Source organism: Bradyrhizobium aeschynomenes, assembly GCF_013178945.1.
Classification (GTDB): domain Bacteria; phylum Pseudomonadota; class Alphaproteobacteria; order Rhizobiales; family Xanthobacteraceae; genus Bradyrhizobium; species Bradyrhizobium aeschynomenes.
The window spans coordinates 290679-310676 of record NZ_JABFDM010000001.1 but is presented as its reverse complement, the minus strand read 5'-3'; the positions used below and the strand labels follow the sequence as shown (position 1 = coordinate 310676).

Below are 19998 nucleotides of genomic sequence, written 5' to 3'. Positions count from 1 at the left end.
GAGCTTGTGGCCATCCTTCGAGACGCGCGCCCGAGGGCGCGCTCCTCAGGATGAGGGCGGAATGTGCGGCGAGGACTACTCTCCGCACACCGCACTGTTTACCCTGATGGTGAGGAGCGCCGTCTTCGGCGCGTCTCGAACCACGAGGACCGCTGCGGCGCGGCCTTTCCATCGGCGCTCTTTCTCCCTATATACAGCGCCATGAGCATGCCCGCCGCCCGGCCCGACCGCCATCCCCTTGCGGTTCAACATCCGGAACTCGACGATTCCTCGATCCACCTTCTCGTCCAGACCTTCTACGGCCGCGCGCGCGAGGACGAGTTGATCGGCCCGATCTTCAACCGCACGGTCGAGGATTGGGACGAGCATATCGACAAGATCAGCGATTTCTGGTCGTCGATGTTCCTGAAGACCGGCCGCTACAGCGGCGCACCGATGCGGCCGCATCTGTTGCTGGACTTGCAGGGCACGCATTTCGACCGCTGGCTGGAGTTGTTCGAGGCGACGGCCAGGGACCTGTTCGCGCCCGATCTCGCGGAACTCTTCATCATCCGGGCGCGGCGCATCGCCGACAGCTTCGAGATGGGGATCGCGAGCACGCGCGGCGATCTCGTGCGTCCCCGGCATTCGGTCTGAGCCCGACGCGCCATCAGCGGGCGCGGCGCCCCACCTCAGCCCGTTCGATCCGCGGCAACGCCGAACTGAGCAGCCTCTCCGCGCCTACGCGCGCTCAATGGCGCGTCATCGATTGCGCGGGCATGTTGAAGATCGCCTCGGAGAACGGAAACTCCAGCACGATCTCGCCATCCTCGTCGGTGACCTCGATGACGGCGGTCATCAACGCTGCATTGCCACCTTCGGTGCGCAGCAATTCCTTGATCATGTCGCGCGCCACTTCCCAGGCGCGATCGGGGTTGCGCAGCACTTCGCCGTCGGTGTCGGAGACCAGTTCCTCGCCGATCCGTGTGTTGAAGAAATATCTAGGCATCGTCAGCTTCCAATGGGGTCACACGCTGGGATTTTGAAGTCTCGAACGTCTCACAACTGCTTTATCCAGCCCATTCCACCGAAGGCTAATGGCGGAACAGGACGGCGTTGCGAAGCCATCGATCACGAATTCGTTGTTTTCGCGGCTCAATCCGGCGAAAACGACAGCAATTCGCGCTTGCGACTTCGCACTGCAATAAGCAGGCCTGAGAGGCTCAAACAAAAAGATTCCACTGGCGAACTTTTCGTAGCACGGTAGTTTAATGCTGAGGACGATAACCGTCCCATCTTGAAGGAGAGGACAATGGCCTGGAAAGCACCGAAGATCGTTGAAGTGCCGGTCGGCATGGAAATCAACATGTATGCCTGCGCCGCTCGCAAATAATTCGCGGGTGTGACGTCCCGGTCTCGCCGATCAGGACGTCGACGCTTGAGGGTGGGGATCAGCGATCGCGCGGCCCATGCGCAGGTCTCTTGCGGCAGATCCGATGTCCCACCCTCGTCACCTTCTTTGACCTGCCAGTCGTCCTGACTGCCGGTCGTGCTGCCGCTGGTAATCGCGTGCGTCACCACAGCTGAATTCCAGGAGACGGCTCATGCTTCGCCTCGTCGTCCTGGGCGCCGCCGCGGGCGGCGGAGTCCCGCAGTGGAATTGCGGCTGCGCCGTGTGCCGCGCCGCGCGCACCTCACATCCCGAGATCCGCAACAGCCAAGCCTCGGTCGCCGTCAGCGCCGATGGCGCCAACTGGTTCCTGATCAACGCCTCGCCGGACCTGCGCCAGCAGGTGACCCAGACGCCGCAGCTGCATCCGAAGCCGGGTGCGTTGCGCCACAGCCCGATCGCGGGCGTGATCCTCACCAATGGCGAGATCGATGCGGTCACGGGGCTGTTGTCGATGCGCGAGAGCTCGCCTTTTTCGATCCATGCGCACCCCAAGGTGCTTGCGATCCTCCGCTCCAACAACATCTTCGATGTGCTGAAGGAGGAGACAGTCAAGCGCGTGCCGATCGTGATCGACGTTCCGTTCCGCCCCTTGCTGCAGGACGGCACGCCGTCGGGACTGGAGATCACCGCCTTCGCCGTGTCCGGCACCAGCGCCTGGTATCTGCGCGACAAGCAGCATCCCGGCGGCAGCTCCTCCACCGGCGACACGCTCGGCTTGAGGATCGAGGACGTCGACAGCGGGCAATATGCCTACGTCATCGCCGCCTGCGCCGACGTCGACTTTGACTTGAAAACGAGATTGAAAGGCGCGCCGCTGGTGCTGTTCGACGGCACGGTGTGGCGCGATGACGAGATGATCCAGGCCGGACTCGGCAACAAGACCGGGCAGAGCATGGGACATATCGCGATGTCCGGAGAAAGCGGCGCGATCAAGCAACTGGCGGACCTCGGGATCGGCAGGAAGATCTTCCTGCACATCAACAACTCCAATCCGGCGTGGCTGCACGCCTCACCCGAGCGGCAAACGTTGGAACGCGAGGGATGGGAAATCCCCGCTGAAGGGATGGAGATCGTACTGTGAGTGAGGTCAATCTGAGCGGAATGACGGCGCTGTCGATCGGCCGCGGCGTCACGCTGAACAATGCGAGCGAACTGGAAGCCGCGCTGCGCCACATCGGGGCGACGCGCTATCACAATCATCACCCGTTCCATAAGCTGCTGCACGGCGGCAAGCTGAACAAGGGCCAGGTCCAGGCCTGGGCGCTGAACCGCTACTACTACCAGTCGACGATCCCGCTGAAGGACGCGATGGTGATGACCCGCTTCCGCGACCGCGCCACGCGGCTGGAATGGCGGCACCGCATCGAGGATCATGATGGCGACGTCGGCAGCGAGGGCGGCATCGAGCGCTGGATCAAGCTGACCGAGGGCCTCGGCCTCGATACGGCCTATGTGGAATCCACCGAAGGCATCCTGCCGGCGACGCGCTTCGCGGTGGAGGCCTATGTGCATTTCTGCCGTGACCGCTCGCCGCTGGAGGCGATCGCCTCGTCGCTGACCGAGCTGTTCGCGCCGAGCATTCACGAGGAGCGCATCTCCGGCATGCTCGAGCACTACAATTTCGTCAACAACGACACGATGAGCTACTTCAAGCGCCGCCTCACCCAGGCGCCGCGCGACGCCAACTTCGCCCTGCACTACGTCAAGGAGCACGCCACCACGCCGGAGCAGCGCGCCGCCGTCTGCAACGCGCTGATCTTCAAGACCAACGTGCTGTGGGTGCAGCTCGACGCGCTGTATCACGCCTATGTCGAGGGCCACATCCCGCCGGGCGCGTTCGTGCCGAAGGAGGGATGATCGTGTTGTTCGCGGCTTTCTCAGCAACACCGGTGCCACCCTCCCCTGGAGGGGGAGGGTCGCATCGCGCGAAGCGCGAGGCGGGGTGGGGTGAAGCCACCAGCCGTGGTGCGCGTGGAAAGATCACCCCACCCCGTTGCGCATCGCAAGCGATGCGCAACGACCCTCCCCCTCCAGGGGAGGGTGGGGACCGCCGATGCCGGAGCATCGGACCGAACGCACCCGTCGCTATTTAGAGACCCCGCCATGGCTCCGCGTCACATCCAGGTCACCGAAACCAGCCGCGTGGTGCTGCCGCGGCATACCAAGCTGAAGTATGACGAGACGCGGCAGGTCTGGGTGATCCTGGCGCCGGAGCGGGTGCTGGCGCCGGATGAGATCGCGGTCGAGGTGCTGAAGCTGTGCGACGGCGCGCGCAGCGTCGCCGGCATCATCGACGAGCTCGCGGCGAAATACGCGGCGCCGCGCGACGTCATCGCGACCGACGTCGTGGCGATGCTGCAGGATCTCGCCGACAAGGGCTTTCTCACCGAGGTTCGGGAGACCACATCATGACCGAACTGACCGACACATCACCGCAGATCGACAGCAATGATGGCATCGCCGTGCTGGAGCGCCGCGGCTCGGTCGCCGAGACCTACGGCATTCCGCTCGCGGTGCTGCTCGAACTCACGCATCGCTGCCCGCTGCAATGCCCCTATTGCTCCAACCCGCTGGAGCTCGATCGCGCTGGACAGGAGCTGACGACAGCCGAATGGAAGAAGGTGCTGTCCGAACTCGCCGAGATCGGCGTGCTGCAGGTGCATTTCTCCGGCGGCGAACCGACCGCGCGCAAGGACATCGTCGAGCTGGTGCAGCACGCCAATGATGTCGGGCTCTACACCAACCTCATCACTTCGGCGGTGCTGCTGACGCGCGAGCGGCTGAAGGAGCTGGCCGACGCCGGGCTGTGCCACGTGCAGATCAGCTTCCAGGGCAACGAGCCGGGAGTCGCCGACCGCGTCGGCGGCTACAAGGGCGGTCACGCCAAGAAGCTCGAAGTGGCGCGCTGGACCAGGGAGCTCGATCTGCCGCTGACGGTCAACGCCGTGATGCACCGGCAGAACCTGCATCAGTTGCCCGACATCATCCAGATGGCGGTCGATCTCGACGCCGACCGGCTCGAGGTCGCCAACGTTCAGTACTACGGCTGGGCCTTGAAGAACCGCGCCAGCCTGATGCCGACCTACGAACAGCTGGAACAGACCGATCGTCTGGTCGAAGAGGCGCGCGAGCGGCTGAAGGGCACGCTGACGATCGACTACGTCGTGCCGGACTACTACGCGCTGCGGCCGAAGAAGTGCATGGGCGGCTGGGGCCGACAGTTCTTCAACATCTCACCGTCGGGCAAGGTGCTGCCGTGTCATGCGGCCGAGAGCATCGCCGGGCTCGACTTCATGTCGGTGCGGTCGAACAATTCGATCGCCTGGATCTGGCAGAACTCGGAAGCCTTCAACCGCTATCGCGGCACCGGCTGGATGAAGGAGCCGTGCAAGAGCTGCGAGTTCCGCGAGATCGATTTCGGCGGCTGCCGCTGCCAGGCGTTTGCGCTGACCGGCGACGCCGGCAATACCGACCCGGCCTGCACCCTGTCGCCGCTGCACGAGAGCATCTTCAAGCAGGCCGAGCGCGATGCGGCCTCCGGCCAGGACCGCTTCCTGTATCGCAACTTCGCCGGCGGCACGCCCGAGAGCAACGATGCCTGACGCCGAAGCCGGCCGCGCTTCCGCGCGCCGCAGCAGCGATCCGTTCGCGCCGCTGACCTCGGAATGGCTTGACGTCTCCGGCGGGCACCAGATCTATGTCGAGAGCAGCGGCCGCGCCGGTGGCATTCCCGCAGTGTATCTGCACGGCGGCCCCGGTTCCGGCTGCCAACCGGATCACCGTCGCCTGTTCGACCCCGAGCGCTTCCATGCCGTGCTGTTCGACCAGCGCGGCGCCGGCCGCTCGCGCCCCGCGCGCAGCCGCGACAACAACACCCTGCCCGATCTGATCGGCGACATGGAGGCGATCCGCGCCAAGTTCGGCTTCGAAAAGTGGATCGTCGCGGGCGGCTCGTGGGGCGCGACATTGGCGCTGGCCTATGCGCAGGCACATCCGGACCGCGTAACGGGGCTGGTGCTGCGCGCGACCTTTCTCGGCACCCGCGCCGAGGTGGAGATGGCGTTCGGCGAGACCTTGGCTCGCTTCCATCCCACGCTCCACCGCGACTTCCTGGAGATGCTGCCGGAGACCGAACGCGCCAATCCCTGCGAGGCCTATTTCCGCCGCATCCTCGATCCTGATCCGGCCATCCACGGCCCGGCCGCGCGCGCCTGGCACGACACCGAGCGGGCGCTGTCCGAGGTCAAGCCGGCGCGCGCCCATCTCGATCGGCTCGCCATCCGCTCCGGCAGCGCGCTGCCGGCGACGCCGTTCATGGAGGCGCACTATTTTTCTCAGGACAGCTTCATGGCGCCCGACCAGTTGCTTCGCGATGCGACCAAACTCGCCGGCATTCCCGGCATCATCGTGCAGGGGCGTTACGACCTGCTCTGCCCGCCCTCAACCTCCGCGCGGCTCGCCGAGGCCTGGCGCGACGCCGAAATCCGTGTCGTCGAAGCCGCAGGTCACAATCTTTATGACCCCGGCATCCGCGATGCGGTCATGAAAGCCATCTGCGATCTGGCGACGCGCGCGACTGCGCCTTAAACACATCACTCATTCCCCTCATGCTGAGGTGGCGCGTCAGCGCCGTCTCGAAGCATGAAGCCCGCGACACTTCGGGCCTCATGCTTCGAGACGGCCGCCTTTGGCGGCCTCCTCAGGATGAGGATCAGCCACACGCTCAGGGAGCCTCGAGATGCCCATCGCCGGCAAAGGCATGCTGTTGACGTCGATGAACATCGACGCCGCTCACGAGGCCGACTTCAACCGCTGGTATGACAGCGAGCATCTCGAGGAGCGCGTCGCGATCCCCGGCTTCATCGAGGCGCGACGCTATGTCGCCGAGCAGGGTAGCCCGAAATATCTCTGCCTGTACTCGGCAGAAACCATCGATGTGCTCGACAGCGCGCCCTATCGCGCGCGGCTCGAGGCGCCGACGGAATGGTCCAAGGCCGTCATGGCGCGGTTCAAGAACATGATCCGCAGCGTCGCGCGGATTACGATCTCGAAAGGAGCCGGCCGCGGCGCGGTGCTCGGCCTCATCCGGCTGCGACCCAAACCGGGACAGGACGACGCGCTGCGAGATGCGCTGCAGATCGAGCTCGATCCGCGCGAACTGAAGGGCGTGATCTCGATGCACCTGCTCGAAGGCGATGCTGATCTCTCGGGTCCCGCGGCTGGCGTCCCAGCAACCTCGCGCGATGCCGACTGGTTCATCCTGATCGACGGCACCGACAGCCACGCCATCGCGACGCTGATGACGACGCGCTTTGCGGCGATCGATGGGCCATTGGCGACGCAGATTTCAGCCGGCATTTATCGCCTGATGTGGGACCTGAGCCGCGCTGATATCGCTACCAACTAAGTCAGTCCCGCTCTCTCTCCACGCGTCATGGCCGGGCTTGTCCCGGCCATCCACGTCGTTCGGCAAACTGGGAGGGACGTGGATGCCCGGGTCAAGCCTGGGCATGACGAGCAGTTTGACGAGTGCTTCCGGAGTCCTTGGCACATTGGTCATATCGACCCGGCTGTCATCGTCCGCGAAAGCGGACGATCCAGTACGCCGTGACACCTCGGTTCGATTACATCTGCCACGGAGTACTGGATGCTCCGCCTTCGCGGATCATGACAGCAGTGGAGCCGGCGAAAGCTTGTCCGGGAACACGGGGGGTTTGAGGGCGACCTCGTCTCATCGCAACATTTCGCGATACATTCACGCGGCAAACAAATGACGGTCGCACATCCCGCATCGCAACACGTGGCCGCATCGCGCCTGCAATGCGGCATTGCACCACTGTTCATGACCACCAGCCCTGCAAATTTGCCTTTGTGTGCGCCTTGGAATGGCTCTAGTCTGATAAGACTATTCAATTGAGCCATTCAAAAAACAGAAGGGCGACGATCAGGGCCTGCTCCGGACCTCAACCGATCCTCTGCTGATCCTGATCATCAGTCGTCCTCACGTCAGGAAGGCCGTGCGCTCGTGGTTCGCCGCGCGGACAGGGTAGGAATGAGAGCGACTGATATCTCGGCGCCCGACTACTTTCACAAAGTGGTCGATTGCCAATGGGCTTGTCCCGCACACACGCCGGTCCCCGAATACATCCGCCTGATCGCCGAGGGTCGCTACAGCGACGCCTACATGATCAATTGGAAGTCGAACGTCTTCCCCGGCATCCTCGGACGCACCTGCGATCGCCCCTGCGAGCCCGCCTGCCGACGCGGACGCGTCGAGGAGAGCCCGGTTGCGATCTGCCGGCTGAAACGCGTCGCCGCCGACTTCAAGGACGACGTGCAGGAGCGCATGCCGCGCCCTGCCCCGAAGAACGGCCGGCGCATCGCGCTGGTCGGCGGCGGACCGGCGTCGCTGACCGTCGCGCGCGACCTCGCGCCGCTCGGCTATCACTGTACCGTGTTCGACGCCGATCCCAAGCCCGGCGGCATGATGCGCTCGCAGATTCCAAAGTTCCGCCTGCCGGATAGCGTGATCGACGAGGAGACGGGCTATGTGCTCAGCCTCGGGGTAGACTACAAGGCCGGCCATCGCATCGACAGCCTGAAGGCGCTCCTCGCCGAGAATTACGACGCCATCTTCATCGGCTCCGGCGCGCCACGGGGCCGCGAGCTGAACATTCCCGGCCGCAAGGAAGCCGCCGCCAACATTCATCTCGGCATCGACTGGCTGTCCAGCGTGTCGTTCGGCCACATCGACAAGATCGGCAAGCGCGTGATCGTGCTCGGCGGCGGCAACACCGCGATGGACTGCTGCCGCACCGCGCGCCGGCTCGGCGGCGAGGACGTCAAGGTCATCGTGCGCTCCGGCTTCGAGGAGATGAAGGCGTCACCCTGGGAGAAGGAAGACGCCCTGCACGAGGACATTCCGATCCTCAACTACCTCGTGCCGGTGGCCTTCACGCAAGACAATGGCAAGCTGACCGGCGTCACCTTCCAGAAAGTGAAGGCCGAGTATGACGACAAGGGCCGCCGCTCGCTGGTGCCGTCGGGCGAACCGGATCAGACGTTCGAATGCGACGACGTGCTGGTCGCCGTCGGCCAGGAGAATGCCTTCCCCTGGATCGAAGCCGATTGCGGCATCGAGTTCGACAAATGGCACATGCCCAAGGTCGATCCGACCACCTTCGTCTCGACCAATCCAAAAGTGTTCTTCGGTGGCGATGCCGCGTTCGGCCCGAAGAACATCATCTGGGCGGTCGCGCAGGGCCATGAGGCGGCGCTGTCGATCCACCGCCTGCTCTCGGGCGAGGACATCACCGAGCGGCCGCTGCCCGAGGTGCATGTCTCGTCGCAAAAGATGGGCATCCATGAATGGAGCTATGACAACGACGTTTCGCCGGAAAAGCGCTTCAAGGTGCCGCACCGCGACAAGGTCGTTGCGCTGAAGGACATCCGCGCGGAGGTCGAGCTCGGCTACGACGTCAAGCTCGCGCTCGGTGAGGCGCATCGCTGCCTGAACTGCGACGTGCAGACGGTGTTCTCCAACACGCTGTGCATCGAATGCGACGCCTGCGCCGACATCTGTCCGATGGACTGCATCACCTTCACCGAGAATGGCGAGGAGGCCGATCTGCGCGCGCGGCTGCGGGCGCCGTCGCTGCATCCCGACCAGGATCTCTACGTGTCATCGGATCTGAAGACCGGGCGCGTGATGGTGAAGGATGAGGACGTCTGCCTCCATTGCGGCCTGTGCGCCGAACGCTGCCCCACCGGTGCGTGGGACATGCAGAAATATTTCATCGAGACGACTCACGCAGGTAACGCATGTCCCAGCAAGCGCCGCTCAGCAGCGTAAACGACTTCGTCGTCCGCTTCGCCAACGTCAACGGCTCCGGTTCGGCCAGCGCCAACGAGCTGTTCGCGCGCGCCGTGCTCCGCCACGGCGTGCCGGTCAGCCCCCGCAACATCTTCCCCTCCAACATCCAGGGCCTGCCGACCTGGTACGAGGTGCGCGTCACCGAAGCGGGCCATCTCGGCGCGCGCGGCGGCGGCACCGATCTGATGGTGGCGATGAACCCGCAGACCTGGGACAAGGATGTCGCCGGCATCGTGCCGGGCGGCTACCTGTTCTACGATTCGACCAAGCCGATGCCGTCGACCAAGTTCCGCGACGACGTCACCGTGATCGGCGTGCCGCTGACCGCGATCACCAACTCGACCTATTCGGACCCGCGCCAGCGCCAGCTGTTCAAGAACATCATCTATCTCGGCGCGCTCTCCGCCCTGCTTGAGATGGACCCGAAGCTGATCGAGCAATTGATCGGCGAGCAGTACAAGGGCAAGGAGAAGCTGCTCTCCTCCAACGTCCATGCGCTGCATCTCGGCCGCGACTGGGCGCTGCAGAACCTGAAATGCCCGATCGGCCTGCGCATCCGCAAGGCGGACAAGGTCGGCGACCGCATCTTCATCGAGGGCAACAATGCCGCCGCGCTCGGCGCCGTCTATGGCGGCGCCACCGTCTGCGCATGGTATCCGATCACGCCGTCATCGTCGGTGGCCGAGGCGTTCACCAATCACTGCAAGAAGCTGCGGCATGATCCGGAGACGGGCCAGGCCAAATACGCCATCGTGCAGGCCGAGGACGAACTCGCCTCGATCGGCATGGTGGTCGGCGCCTCCTGGAACGGCGCTCGCGCCTTCACCACGACATCGGGCCCGGGCGTCTCGCTGATGACCGAGTTCATCGGCCTGTCCTACTTCGCCGAGATCCCGGCCGTGATCATGAACGTGCAGCGCGCCGGCCCCTCGACGGGCATGCCGACGCGGACACAGCAATGCGACCTGATCGCCTGCGGCTATGCCTCGCACGGTGATACCAAGCATGTGATGTTGTTCCCCGAGGATCCCGCGGAAGCGTTCGAATTCGCGGCTGCATCGTTCGATCTGGCCGAGCGGCTGCAGACCACCGTTTTCCTGATGCTCGATCTCGACATCGGCATGAACCAGCGGCTGTGCCGGCCGCTGAAATGGGACGACGCCAAGCAGTATGACCGCGGCAAGGTGATGACCGCCGAGATGCTCGAGGAAGGCCGCGATTTCGGCCGCTACCTCGACGTCGACGGCGACGGCATCCCGTTCCGCACCCTTCCAGGCACGCATCCGACCAAGGGCTCCTATTTCACCCGCGGCACTTCGCGCGACCGCTACGCACGCTATTCGGAGGAAGGCGCCGTCTATGCCGACAACGTGCAGCGCCTGCTGCGCAAGTTCCAGACGGCACAGGACATGGTGCCGCGGCCCTTGCAGGCCAATGCGGCCAAGCCGTCCAAGTATGGCGTGATCTATTTCGGCTCGACCGCGCCGGCGATGGACGAGGCCATCGAACTCCTGGAGGCGCGCGGCCACCAGCTCGATCGGCTGCGCATCCGCGCGTTCCCGTTCCATTCGAGCGTGGCGAGCTTCATTGCCGAGCACGACTTCGTCTACGTGGTCGAGCAGAATCGCGATGCGCAGTTGCGTCAGCTGATCGTCACCGAGAACGGCATCGATCCGGTCCGTCTGGTGCCGATCCTGCACTATGACGGCACCCCGATCACCGCGCGCTTCATCGCGGATGCGATCGGCACCCATCAGGACCAGATCAAGGTCACCCCGCTGCGCAAGGCGGTGTCGTGATGGTTTACCCGCATTCTCCTCGCGTCATGCCCGGGCTTGACCCGGGCATCCATCTCCTTCCCGGCTCGACGTGGATGGCCGGCACAAGCCCGGCCATGACGGCCGTGAGCGACACGGTGCTCTCATGACCTACATCGCAAAGCCGACATTCCAGCATCCGGGCATCAAGAAGAACGAGCTCGGCTATAGCCATCGCGACTACGAAGGCAAGATCTCGACCTTGTGTGCCGGCTGCGGCCACGACTCGATCACGGCGTCGATCATCGAGGCCTGCTTCGAGCTGTCGATCGAGCCGCATCGGGTGGCAAAGATCTCGGGCATCGGCTGCTCGTCGAAGACGCCGGATTATTTCCTCGGCAATTCGCACGGCTTCAACACCGTGCATGGCCGCATGCCCTCGGTGCTGACCGGCGCCAACCTCGCCAACCGCGAACTGATCTATCTCGGCGTGTCCGGTGACGGCGATTCCGCCTCGATCGGCTTCGGCCAGTTCGCGCATGCGATCCGGCGCGGCGTGAACATGACCTATATCGTCGAGAACAACGGCGTCTACGGCCTGACCAAGGGCCAGTTCTCAGCGACCGCCGACCGCGGCTCGAAGTCGAAGAAGGGCGTCACCAACACGGACAACCCGATCGACCTCGTCGGCATCGCGCTGCAGCTCGGGGCCACCTATGTGGCGCGCTCGTTCTCCGGCGACAAGAAGCAGCTGGTGCCGATCATCGAAGGCGCGATCCGGCACAAGGGCGCCGCCTTCATCGACGTGATCAGCCCGTGCATCGCCTTCAACAATCACGCGGGCTCGACCAAGAGTTTCGACTATGTCCGCGAGCACAATGACGCCGTGAACCGGCTCGACGTGCTGACCGGGCGCGACCCGATCGAGATCGACCAGGATCCCGGCACGGTGCAGATCGTCGAGCAGCACGACGGCTCGCGGCTGGCGCTGCGCAAGCTCGACGCCGACTACGATCCGCACGACCGCCTGGGCGCCATGACCTTCCTGCAGAAGCATGCGGCGCAGGGCCAGATCGTGACAGGATTGTTGTATGTCGATCCCGAAGCGGACGACCTGCACAGCCACCTCAACACGGTGGAGCGGCCGTTGAACCGGCTGGAGGCGGCGGATCTGTGCCCGGGGCAGAGCGTGCTCGACAAGATCAATGCGAGCCTGCGTTAGCAGAGGAAAGCCCTGCTTGGACACATCACGCTTGGCTGCTCACCCCGCGTGAACCCAATCCTCGGGGGGCAAGTGCAGCGCCGTCCTCGGTGCGCCCCCTCACGGTGAGGAGCGTCGCCCTTGCGACGCGTCTCGAACCGCGAGGCCCGAGCTGTGGCCTTGCCCTTCGAGACGCCCGCCTGCGGCGGGCTCCTCAGGGTGAGGGTGAAGAGCATTTGCTGGGGCAAGAGAAGCAAGCCGCCGAAGTTCTTCACCAGCAGGCTGCGCATAATGAGCGAGACTACGCCCGCAGCGCATTCGCCCACACGCGGTCGAGCTGCGCGATCGCTTCCGGCAGCGGCAGCGCCGACAGCGACTCGTCATCACCGCTGACAAGTCCGAACTCGCGCAGCCTGATCAACGCCTCATCGATATTGAACGCCCGCCCCAGTCCGAACATCTGCTGCAATAATTCCTCGACATGGCTCCCCAGTGCCGCCCGGCTCAGCGGCACCGCCGCCAGCAGCAGGCCACCATAGGCCAGCACCGCCTCCTTCCAGTCCTGGTCCTCGGCCTCGCCGATCAAATAGTTGAAGATGCCGGAATTATTGTTGACGTTGCGGAAGTAGATGTTGTCCGTGACCTGCTTCTGATGAATCAGCGACTGGCGATGGAAGTTGCCCCATTGCCGCAGGATGAAGGCGCCGAGCGCGAACAGGCCGGACAGCGCCGCCAGCGCCTGCTCGGTGTCGTTGTCGTGCACGGTGCCGCTGAGGCCGAGATAGAAGCCGGCGACGATGAACAGCACCGTAAGCGTCGATGCCAGCTTGAGCAGGATCGGCACGCCGCCGACCAGCGCCGGCACCCCGAGCGTGAGCTGCTCGCGCAGGCCCATGACGACGCGGACGTTCGGCAGCAGCGCTTCGAGATCGAAGCGCGCGATGTGGCGGAAATATTTGAACAGCACCGCCCCGCCGCGGATCTTGTTGCGGCCGCGCCAGGCGGCGGTCTTGCGCTTCTTCTTGGTGGGCTCGTCGGGCCTGGTCGCGACCATCAGGATGATGTCGTCATAGACCTCGATGTCCTGCTTGCGCCGCCGCAGGCCATAGAGCATGGGCACCTCGATGGTCTCTTGATGCGTGCCCCGCCGGAACATGCGGACGGCGCGAAAGTCGGAGACCGGCGCCCTCAGCTTGACCCTGACAAGCGCGTGCTCGGCGAAGGCGCGCTCGATCTCATCGTGGCTGATCTCGATGAAATTGGCTTCGCCCAGCACCCGGACGAATTCGTCGGTGAGGTTGCAATAGGCGGTGTCGAGCTCCTGGGCGGAGCGATGGCGGCCGGCGGGGACCTCGGGATCGAAGTCGAAATAGACGTCGCGCAGCCGATCGAGCTCGTCGAAATATTCGTGGTGCAGGATGGCGCCGAGCATGTGCGCCAACCGGCGCAGCTCGGCCGCCTGGGCATCATCCAGGCCGCCATGCGCAATGACGGCATCCAGGACGTCGGACTTGCGTATCGGAATGAACCGGTCCCGCCGATCCGTTGCCGCCGTCTCCTTTGCTCCAACCACGCCTTATGCCCGAGCCTTGATCATCGTCCGCAACGGCCGGCTGTAACCACTCGGCCAACGGCGGGCACCATAGCGGGCTCGTCAGCCTTGCGCCACTCGACGCGGGATGGAAAAGCTCGCGGAGGCCGACCGGGAAGGAAAGATCATGACCGATGATGTAGAGACGGTGTCAGCATTTCGCGCCATTCGCGCCATTGATTACACGGTGATCCTCGCCCGCGACTGGGACGTCATGCGGCCGTTCTACGAGGAGGTCCTGGGCTTCCCGCTGCTCCGGGAATTGTCGCAGGGGTGGATCGAATTCCAGGTCGGCTCCAACACGCTCGCGCTCGCTCGGCCGCAGCGGCTGAGATCGGACCAGCCGACCCCGCCGGGAAGCGCGGCGCTTCAGCTCGCCTTCAAGGTCGGACGCGACGACGTCGACCGCTGCGCAGCCGAGCTGACCGCGAAGGGCGTCGCGCTCATGGAGCCGCCGAGGGACCAGCCCTTCGGCCATCGGACGCTGTTCTTCAGGGATCCCGACGGCAATCTGCTGGAGATCTTCGCGGAAATCTGACGTCGCTCAGGGCATGGCGGCCGCGCTACGCGGCCGCCGGTTGTATCCGGGGATTGAGCACGTACTCCTTCAGCACCTTGTCGGTGGCGGCGTCGACCTCGACCAGCGACACGTCGTAGCTCCAGAGATCGGCGAGATGCTGCAGCACGCGCTTGGTGTCGGTCTCGCTGAGCTGCGCGCCCTTCACCACCGTATGCCGCAGCATCAGACGACGGTCGCCCGCGAGGTCGACGTCGACCACCTCGATGTTGGGATCGATGTAGCCCACGTCATATTGCTTCGACAGTTCGCGGCGGATGCGGCGATAGCCGCGCTCGTCATGGATGGCATCGACCAGGATGCCAGCGCGCTCGGCCGGATCGTCATGCAGATGGAACAGGCGCAACTGCCGGATCAGAGCCGGGCTCAGGAACTGGCTGATGAAGCTTTCGTCGCGATAATTGGCCCAGACGTCACGCAGCACCGCCATCTCGTCGCCGGTGCCGGCGATGTCCGGAAACCACTCGCGATCCTCCTCGGTCGGATCCTTCACGATGCGCTCGATGTCCTGCATGATCGCAAAGCCGAGCGCGTAAGGATTGAAGCCGGAGAAGCGCGGATCGTCGAACTCCGGCTGGAACACGACGTTGGTGTGCGACTGCAGGAATTCCAGGAAATTGCCGTCGGTGAGACGACCCTCCTGGTGCAGGCGACTCATGATGCGATAGTGCACGTAGGTCGCCGTGCCCTCGTTCATCACCTTTGTCTGGCCCTGCGGATAGAAATACTGCGCGATGTGGCGGACGATGCGCAGCAATTCGCGCTGCCAGGGCGCCAGTCGCGGCGCTGATTTCTCCAGGAAATAGAGCAGATTCTCCTGCGGCAGGCCCAGCAGCGCGCGGCGGCGCTCGACATTCAGCACCGCGCTGGTCTTGGCCGGCCCTGTCGGCACCGTGCGCCAGAGATCGTTGAACTGCTCCTCTTCGTAGAGCCTTCGCTTGCCGGCGCGCTTCTCCTCCTCGCGGAAGTCGAGCTTCTTCTTGCCGGGATAGCGGTCGACGCCGTGCGACATCAGCGCATGCGCGGCATCGAGCGTGTGCTCGACCGCGAGCCGGCCGAACCGATCCTCGCATTGCGCGATGTAGCCGCGGGCAAAGTCGAGATAGTCCAGGATGCCGTCGGCATCGGTCCACTGCTTGAACAGGTAGTTGTTCTTGAAGAAGTGGTTGTGGCCAAACGCCGCGTGCGCGATCACCAGCGTCTGCATCGTCGCCGTGTTCTCCTCCATCAGGTAGGAGATGCACGGCGAGGAGTTGATCACGATCTCATAGGCGAGGCCCATCAGGCCCTTGCGATACGAGGCCTCGTGATACGCGAAGTGCTTGCCGAACGACCAGTGCTTGTAGAACAGGGGCATGCCGACCGAGGAATACGCGTCGAGCATCTGCTCGGCGGTGATCACCTCGATCTGGTTGGGATAGGTGTCGAGCCCGAGCTCCTTGTGCGCCACGGTCTCGCAGGCATCGTGGATGCGCTGCAAGGTGAGGAAGTTCCAGTCTGCGCCTTCGAACAGAAGCCCACTCATGACGCGGCCCTCTCCTGCGTCGTGCCGCGACGCTGAAACAGATCGTGAAAGACCGGGAAGATCTCGCTGCGGTCGCGCACCTTGCGCATCGACAGCGGCTCGCCATTGGCGCGCAGCCGTTCATAGAGCGACCACAGCGCCGAATCGGGCATCTCGAACGAATAGGTGCCGGATTCGCCGACCTCGAGATAGGCGAAGAATTGCGACACCGGCAGGATGTTGTCGGTCAGCAGCCGCGCGACGTTCTCCGAATCCGAGGTTGCGTTGTCGCCGTCCGAGGCCTGCGCCGCATAGATGTTCCAGTCCGACGGGCGGAAGCGCGAGCGGACGATGTCGTGCATGCATTGCAGGGCGCTCGACACCAAGGTGCCTCCGGACGCCGGGCCGTAGAAGAAGGTCTGCTCATCGACCTCCTCGGCGCGGTCGGTGTGACGGATGAACACGATCTCGACATGGCGGTAGCGCCGCGTCAGGAAGACGTAGAGCAGCATGTAGAACCGCTTGGCGAGGTCCTTCATGTGCTCGGACATCGAGCCGGAGACGTCCATCAGGCAGAACATCACCGCCTGCGCAATCGGCTTCGGCACCGCCTCGAAGCGGCGATAGCGAATGTCGATCGGATCGATGAAGGGAATGCGCTTGGCCTTCGCCTTCAACGCTTCGAGCTCGGCCGCGAGCGCGGCCTTCTTCTCCTCGTCGGTCTCCTGCTCCATCTGGGCTTCGAGCTCGGCAATCGCCTCGGGCCGCGGCCGGCGCAGCGCGACGCGGCGGGCGAGCGCGCGGGTCACCGTGCGGCTGACCGAAATGTTGGCCGGTGAACCCGATGTCGAATAGCCCGCGCGCACCAGCCCTTCGCTCTCGGCCTCGGCAAACTTGCGCTTGGCGAGATCGGGCAGCTCAAGATCGTCGAGGAACAGGTTGACGAATTCCTCCTTGCTGAGCACGAAGCGGAACGCATCCTCGCTGTCGCCCTGCCCCGGCCCCGACTTGCGGCCGCTGCCGTCGCCGGAACGCGGCAGGATGTCGCCCTCGACGAACTTCTTGTTGCCCGGCAACACCATGTCGCGGGTGCCGCCCTCGCGGCGAAGGCGCGGCTCGTCCATGCCGTCGAGCGGGATCGAGACCTCGCCGCCCTCCAGCACGTCCTTGATGTCGCGGTCCTGCGAGGTCTTCTTGACCGCTCCCTGAACCAGGGCCTTGGCGCGGCGCAAAAATCGTTGGCGGTTTTCCAGACTTTTGCCGCCCGGATTCAGGCGCCGATCAATAATGTGCATGACCACGTTCCATACGCCTCCTGCTGCAGCGGCTTCTGCTCCTGCTCTCCCCCGCCGCGATGCGCAATACGGTGTCGGATCCGGCACCGCATCAGCATCATCCGCCTGCTCGACGCTTCGCCTTGCAGCTCAGCGTCGACCGTTCCGCATCGACCGCAGTCCAGGCGCCGACGCTCCTCCGATGGCCTACAGCTCATGCAGTGAACACCGGCGCCGCACCACGATCAACCCGCCTGCTTCACGCGCATGTACCACTCGACCAGCCGGCGGACCTGCCGCTCGGTGTAGCCGCGCTCGACCATGCGCGCGACGAAGTCGTCGTGCTTCTTCTCGGTCTCGCCGTCCTTCTTGCTGCCGAACGAGATGACCGGAAGCAGATCCTCGACCTGGGAGAATATCCTCTTTTCGATGACCTCGCGGATCTTTTCGTAGGAGGTCCATGACGGATTTTTTCCGCCGTTCTGGGCCCGGGACCGCAGCGAGAACTTGACAACCTCGTTGCGGAAGTCCTTCGGGTTGGCGATCCCTGCCGGCTTCTCGATCTTGGTCAGCTCCTGGTTCAACAGCTCGCGATTGAGCAGCTGTCCCGTATCGGGATCCTTGAAGTCCTGATCCTCGATCCAGGCGTCGGCGTAGTCGACGTAGCGGTCGAACAGGTTCTGGCCATAATCGGAGTAGGATTCCAGATAGGCCTTCTGGATCTCGTGCCCGATGAACTCGGCATAGCGCGGCGCGAGGTCGGCCTTGATGAATTCGAGATAGCGCTTCTCGACCTCCTCCGGCAGCTGCTCGCGCTTGATCGACTGCTCCAGCACGTACATCAGGTGAACCGCGTCGGCGGAGACTTCCGACGTGTCGTGGTTGTAGGTCGCGGCCAGCACCTTGAACGCAAAGCGGGTCGAGATGCCGTCCATGCCCTCGTCGACGCCGGCGGCATCGCGATATTCCTGGACGCTGCGGGCCTTCGGATCGGATTCCTTCAGGCTCTCACCATCATAGATCCGCATCTTGGCATAGAGCGTCGAGTTTTCGTGCTTGCGGAGCCGCGACATGACCGAGAAACGGGCCAATGTCTCCAGCGTCGCCGGCGCACAGGGGGCGGTGGCGAGCTCGGAGCCCTGGATCAGCTTCTCGTAGATCTTTCGCTCCTCGGTGACGCGCAGACAGTACGGCACCTTGATCACGCAGATGCGGTCGATGAAGGCTTCGTTGTTCTTGTTGGTCTTGAAGCTCTGCCACTCCGCCTCGTTGGAGTGGGCGAGGATCACGCCATTATAGGGAATCGCACCGATGTTCTCGGTACCGATATAGTTGCCTTCCTGCGTCGCCGTCAGCAGCGGGTGCAGCATCTTGATCGGCGCCTTGAACATCTCGACGAATTCGAGAATGCCCTGGTTGGCGCGGTTGAGACCGCCCGAATAGCTATACGCATCCGGATCGTTCTGCGCGTAGGTCTCCAGCTTGCGGATGTCGACCTTGCCGACCAGCGAGGAGATGTCCTGGTTGTTCTCGTCACCCGGCTCGGTCTTGGCGATGCCGATCTGGCGAAGCCGCGACGGCTGGATCTTGGCGACGCGGAATTGCGAGATGTCGCCGCCGAAGGCTTCCAGCCGCTTGTAGCACCACGGGCTCATCAGACCGGACAGACGGCGGCGGGGAATGCCGTATTTCTCCTCGAGCATCGGACCGAGCGTGTCGGGATCGAACAGGCTGAGCGGCGATTCGAATACGGGGCTCAGCTCATCGCCGGCTTTGAGCACGTAGATCGGATGCGTTTCCATCAACTGCTTCAGTCGCTCGGCGAGCGACGACTTGCCGCCGCCGACGGGTCCGAGCAGATAGAGGATCTGCTTGCGCTCTTCGAGCCCCTGCGCGGCGTGGCGGAAGAAGCCGACGATGCGCTCGATCGTATCTTCCATGCCGTAGAAGCCCGCAAAGGCAGGATACAGGCGAACCGTCCGGTTCAAAAAAATACGGCCAAGGCGTGGGTCCTTGGCCGTGTCTATCATCTGAGGCTCACCGATCGCAGCTAGTAGTCGCTCAGCGGCGTTCGCGTATCGCATCGGGTCGGTTCGACACGATTCAAGATATTCCTGCATCGACATGTCGGTCTGGCTGCGTGCCTCGAACGACCTCGCGAACGCGTTGAACAACGAATCGTTGTACATGATCCCTCTCCACGTAGGTTCCGCCGCACTGCTGCAACGGGCCGAGATCAAAGTACGTTCCTACTGATCTCGAACCGATTTAGAGTGAAGCGCGCTAGCCCCCATTGGGCACCCTCTTGGTCCTCTTTCGCAACGCAAAGCGCATGCAGCATATGCCCTATCAACATGCACTTCGCTCAATAGTTCGGCAAAAGCAGGCCGACTCCCTTCATTTGTACCCCATTGTCTCTGCTTCGCAACATCCGCAATACCCCGGCACCGTAGTCTCCCTGCGCCGCACAAGCCGTTGTGAAGCCACGTGAAGCGGAGCTGCGACACGCCCGAAGCAGTGTCGGCGACGCAGGTGAACCACAAATGAACGAAGCTCTTCCCCGCGAAGACCGCGGCGCCGGAACGATTCGTTCCTGGCGTGACGTGGTGTGCGCGTCACATGCGACCGGAGAAATTCGCAAGTAGCGCCGGCAGCGTGGTCATGCTGTGATCGAAGTGCGCAATCGCTGCTATCCGGCAAGGATGAAGGCATCTCACCGAAACAGATGTGCGCTGCTTTTCGCTCTGCAAGGACGCGCACCTTCATCGGCCCAACATATTCGCGCGCAT

17 protein-coding genes are annotated in these 19998 nt (G+C 63.9%); 12 read left to right on the top strand and 5 right to left on the bottom strand.

Going from position 1 to position 19998, the window contains the following annotated elements:
- The first annotated feature begins 201 nt into the window (after positions 1-201).
- The gene (locus HL666_RS01345; protein ID WP_172180159.1) at positions 202-636 is read left to right on the top strand and encodes a group III truncated hemoglobin; all 435 of its coding nucleotides are present in this window, start codon (positions 202-204) and stop codon (positions 634-636) included.
- Positions 637-730: 94 nt separating this feature from the next.
- Here HL666_RS01345 and HL666_RS01340 read toward each other — a convergent pair whose 3' ends face one another.
- Positions 731-988, bottom strand: coding sequence for a DUF6894 family protein (locus HL666_RS01340; RefSeq protein WP_172111173.1), 258 nt, complete (start codon positions 986-988; stop codon positions 731-733).
- 303 nt (positions 989-1291) lie between these two features.
- On the opposite strand from HL666_RS01340, the gene pqqA reads away from it, so the two are divergent.
- The 10 genes from pqqA (at position 1292) to HL666_RS01290 (ending at position 12284) form a co-directional block, all read left to right on the top strand.
- Positions 1292-1372, top strand: a complete 81-nt coding sequence (gene pqqA / locus HL666_RS01335) for a pyrroloquinoline quinone precursor peptide PqqA (protein WP_012029362.1) — start codon at positions 1292-1294, stop codon at positions 1370-1372.
- A 211-nt stretch (positions 1373-1583) separates the two neighbouring features.
- Positions 1584-2513, top strand: a complete 930-nt coding sequence (gene pqqB, locus HL666_RS01330; protein ID WP_172131616.1) for a pyrroloquinoline quinone biosynthesis protein PqqB — start codon at positions 1584-1586, stop codon at positions 2511-2513.
- A gap of 20 nt (positions 2514-2533) precedes the next feature.
- Positions 2534-3289 (top strand): pyrroloquinoline-quinone synthase PqqC, encoded by a 756-nt coding sequence (gene pqqC, locus HL666_RS01325; RefSeq protein WP_210261728.1) that lies wholly within the window; start codon positions 2534-2536, stop codon positions 3287-3289.
- Between the two features lie 246 nt (positions 3290-3535).
- Positions 3536-3844 carry a pyrroloquinoline quinone biosynthesis peptide chaperone PqqD gene (gene pqqD, locus HL666_RS01320; RefSeq protein WP_008966525.1) on the top strand — a complete coding sequence of 103 codons (309 nt, stop codon included), beginning with the start codon at positions 3536-3538 and terminating at the stop codon, positions 3842-3844.
- Positions 3841-5034 carry a pyrroloquinoline quinone biosynthesis protein PqqE gene (gene pqqE, locus HL666_RS01315; RefSeq protein ID WP_172179513.1) on the top strand — a complete coding sequence of 398 codons (1194 nt, stop codon included), beginning with the start codon at positions 3841-3843 and terminating at the stop codon, positions 5032-5034. The genes pqqD and pqqE overlap by 4 nt, the downstream gene beginning before the upstream one ends.
- Entirely contained in the window at positions 5027-6019 is a 993-nt protein-coding gene (pip, locus tag HL666_RS01310; protein WP_172179511.1) for a prolyl aminopeptidase, read from the top strand. Before pqqE ends, pip begins: the two co-directional genes overlap by 8 nt.
- A 151-nt stretch (positions 6020-6170) precedes the next feature.
- Complete coding sequence (locus tag HL666_RS01305) at positions 6171-6839, top strand: DUF4286 family protein (protein ID WP_172131611.1); 669 nt, start codon at positions 6171-6173, stop codon at positions 6837-6839.
- Positions 6840-7484: 645 nt separating this feature from the next.
- On the top strand, positions 7485-9284 hold the full coding sequence (locus tag HL666_RS01300) for an FAD-dependent oxidoreductase (RefSeq protein WP_172179509.1): 1800 nt from the start codon (positions 7485-7487) through the stop codon (positions 9282-9284).
- Positions 9254-11104, top strand: coding sequence for a 2-oxoacid:acceptor oxidoreductase subunit alpha (locus tag HL666_RS01295; protein ID WP_172179507.1), 1851 nt, complete (start codon positions 9254-9256; stop codon positions 11102-11104). The genes HL666_RS01300 and HL666_RS01295 overlap by 31 nt, the downstream gene beginning before the upstream one ends.
- 124 nt (positions 11105-11228) lie before the next feature.
- On the top strand, positions 11229-12284 hold the full coding sequence (locus HL666_RS01290; RefSeq protein WP_172179505.1) for a 2-oxoacid:ferredoxin oxidoreductase subunit beta: 1056 nt from the start codon (positions 11229-11231) through the stop codon (positions 12282-12284).
- Positions 12285-12564: 280 nt separating this feature from the next.
- On the opposite strand, the gene HL666_RS01285 is transcribed toward HL666_RS01290, so the two are convergent.
- Positions 12565-13836: a TMEM143 family protein gene (locus tag HL666_RS01285; protein ID WP_172179503.1), complete on the bottom strand. Its 1272-nt coding sequence runs from the start codon at positions 13834-13836 to the stop codon at positions 12565-12567.
- Positions 13837-13981: 145 nt separating this feature from the next.
- Here HL666_RS01285 and HL666_RS01280 point away from each other — a divergent pair, with 145 nt between their 5' ends.
- Complete coding sequence (locus tag HL666_RS01280; RefSeq protein ID WP_172179501.1) at positions 13982-14392, top strand: VOC family protein; 411 nt, start codon at positions 13982-13984, stop codon at positions 14390-14392.
- A gap of 25 nt (positions 14393-14417) precedes the next feature.
- On the opposite strand, the gene HL666_RS01275 is transcribed toward HL666_RS01280, so the two are convergent.
- The 3 genes from HL666_RS01275 to HL666_RS01265 form a co-directional block, all read right to left on the bottom strand.
- Positions 14418-15956: a SpoVR family protein gene (locus tag HL666_RS01275; RefSeq protein ID WP_172111191.1), complete on the bottom strand. Its 1539-nt coding sequence runs from the start codon at positions 15954-15956 to the stop codon at positions 14418-14420.
- A complete protein-coding gene (locus tag HL666_RS01270; RefSeq protein WP_172111193.1) occupies positions 15953-17230 on the bottom strand; it encodes a YeaH/YhbH family protein in 1278 nt (425 codons plus the stop codon). The genes HL666_RS01275 and HL666_RS01270 overlap by 4 nt, the downstream gene beginning before the upstream one ends.
- Before the next feature lie 224 nt (positions 17231-17454).
- Positions 17455-19398 (bottom strand): PrkA family serine protein kinase, encoded by a 1944-nt coding sequence (locus tag HL666_RS01265; RefSeq protein WP_172111194.1) that lies wholly within the window; start codon positions 19396-19398, stop codon positions 17455-17457.
- Positions 19399-19998 lie beyond the last annotated feature (600 nt).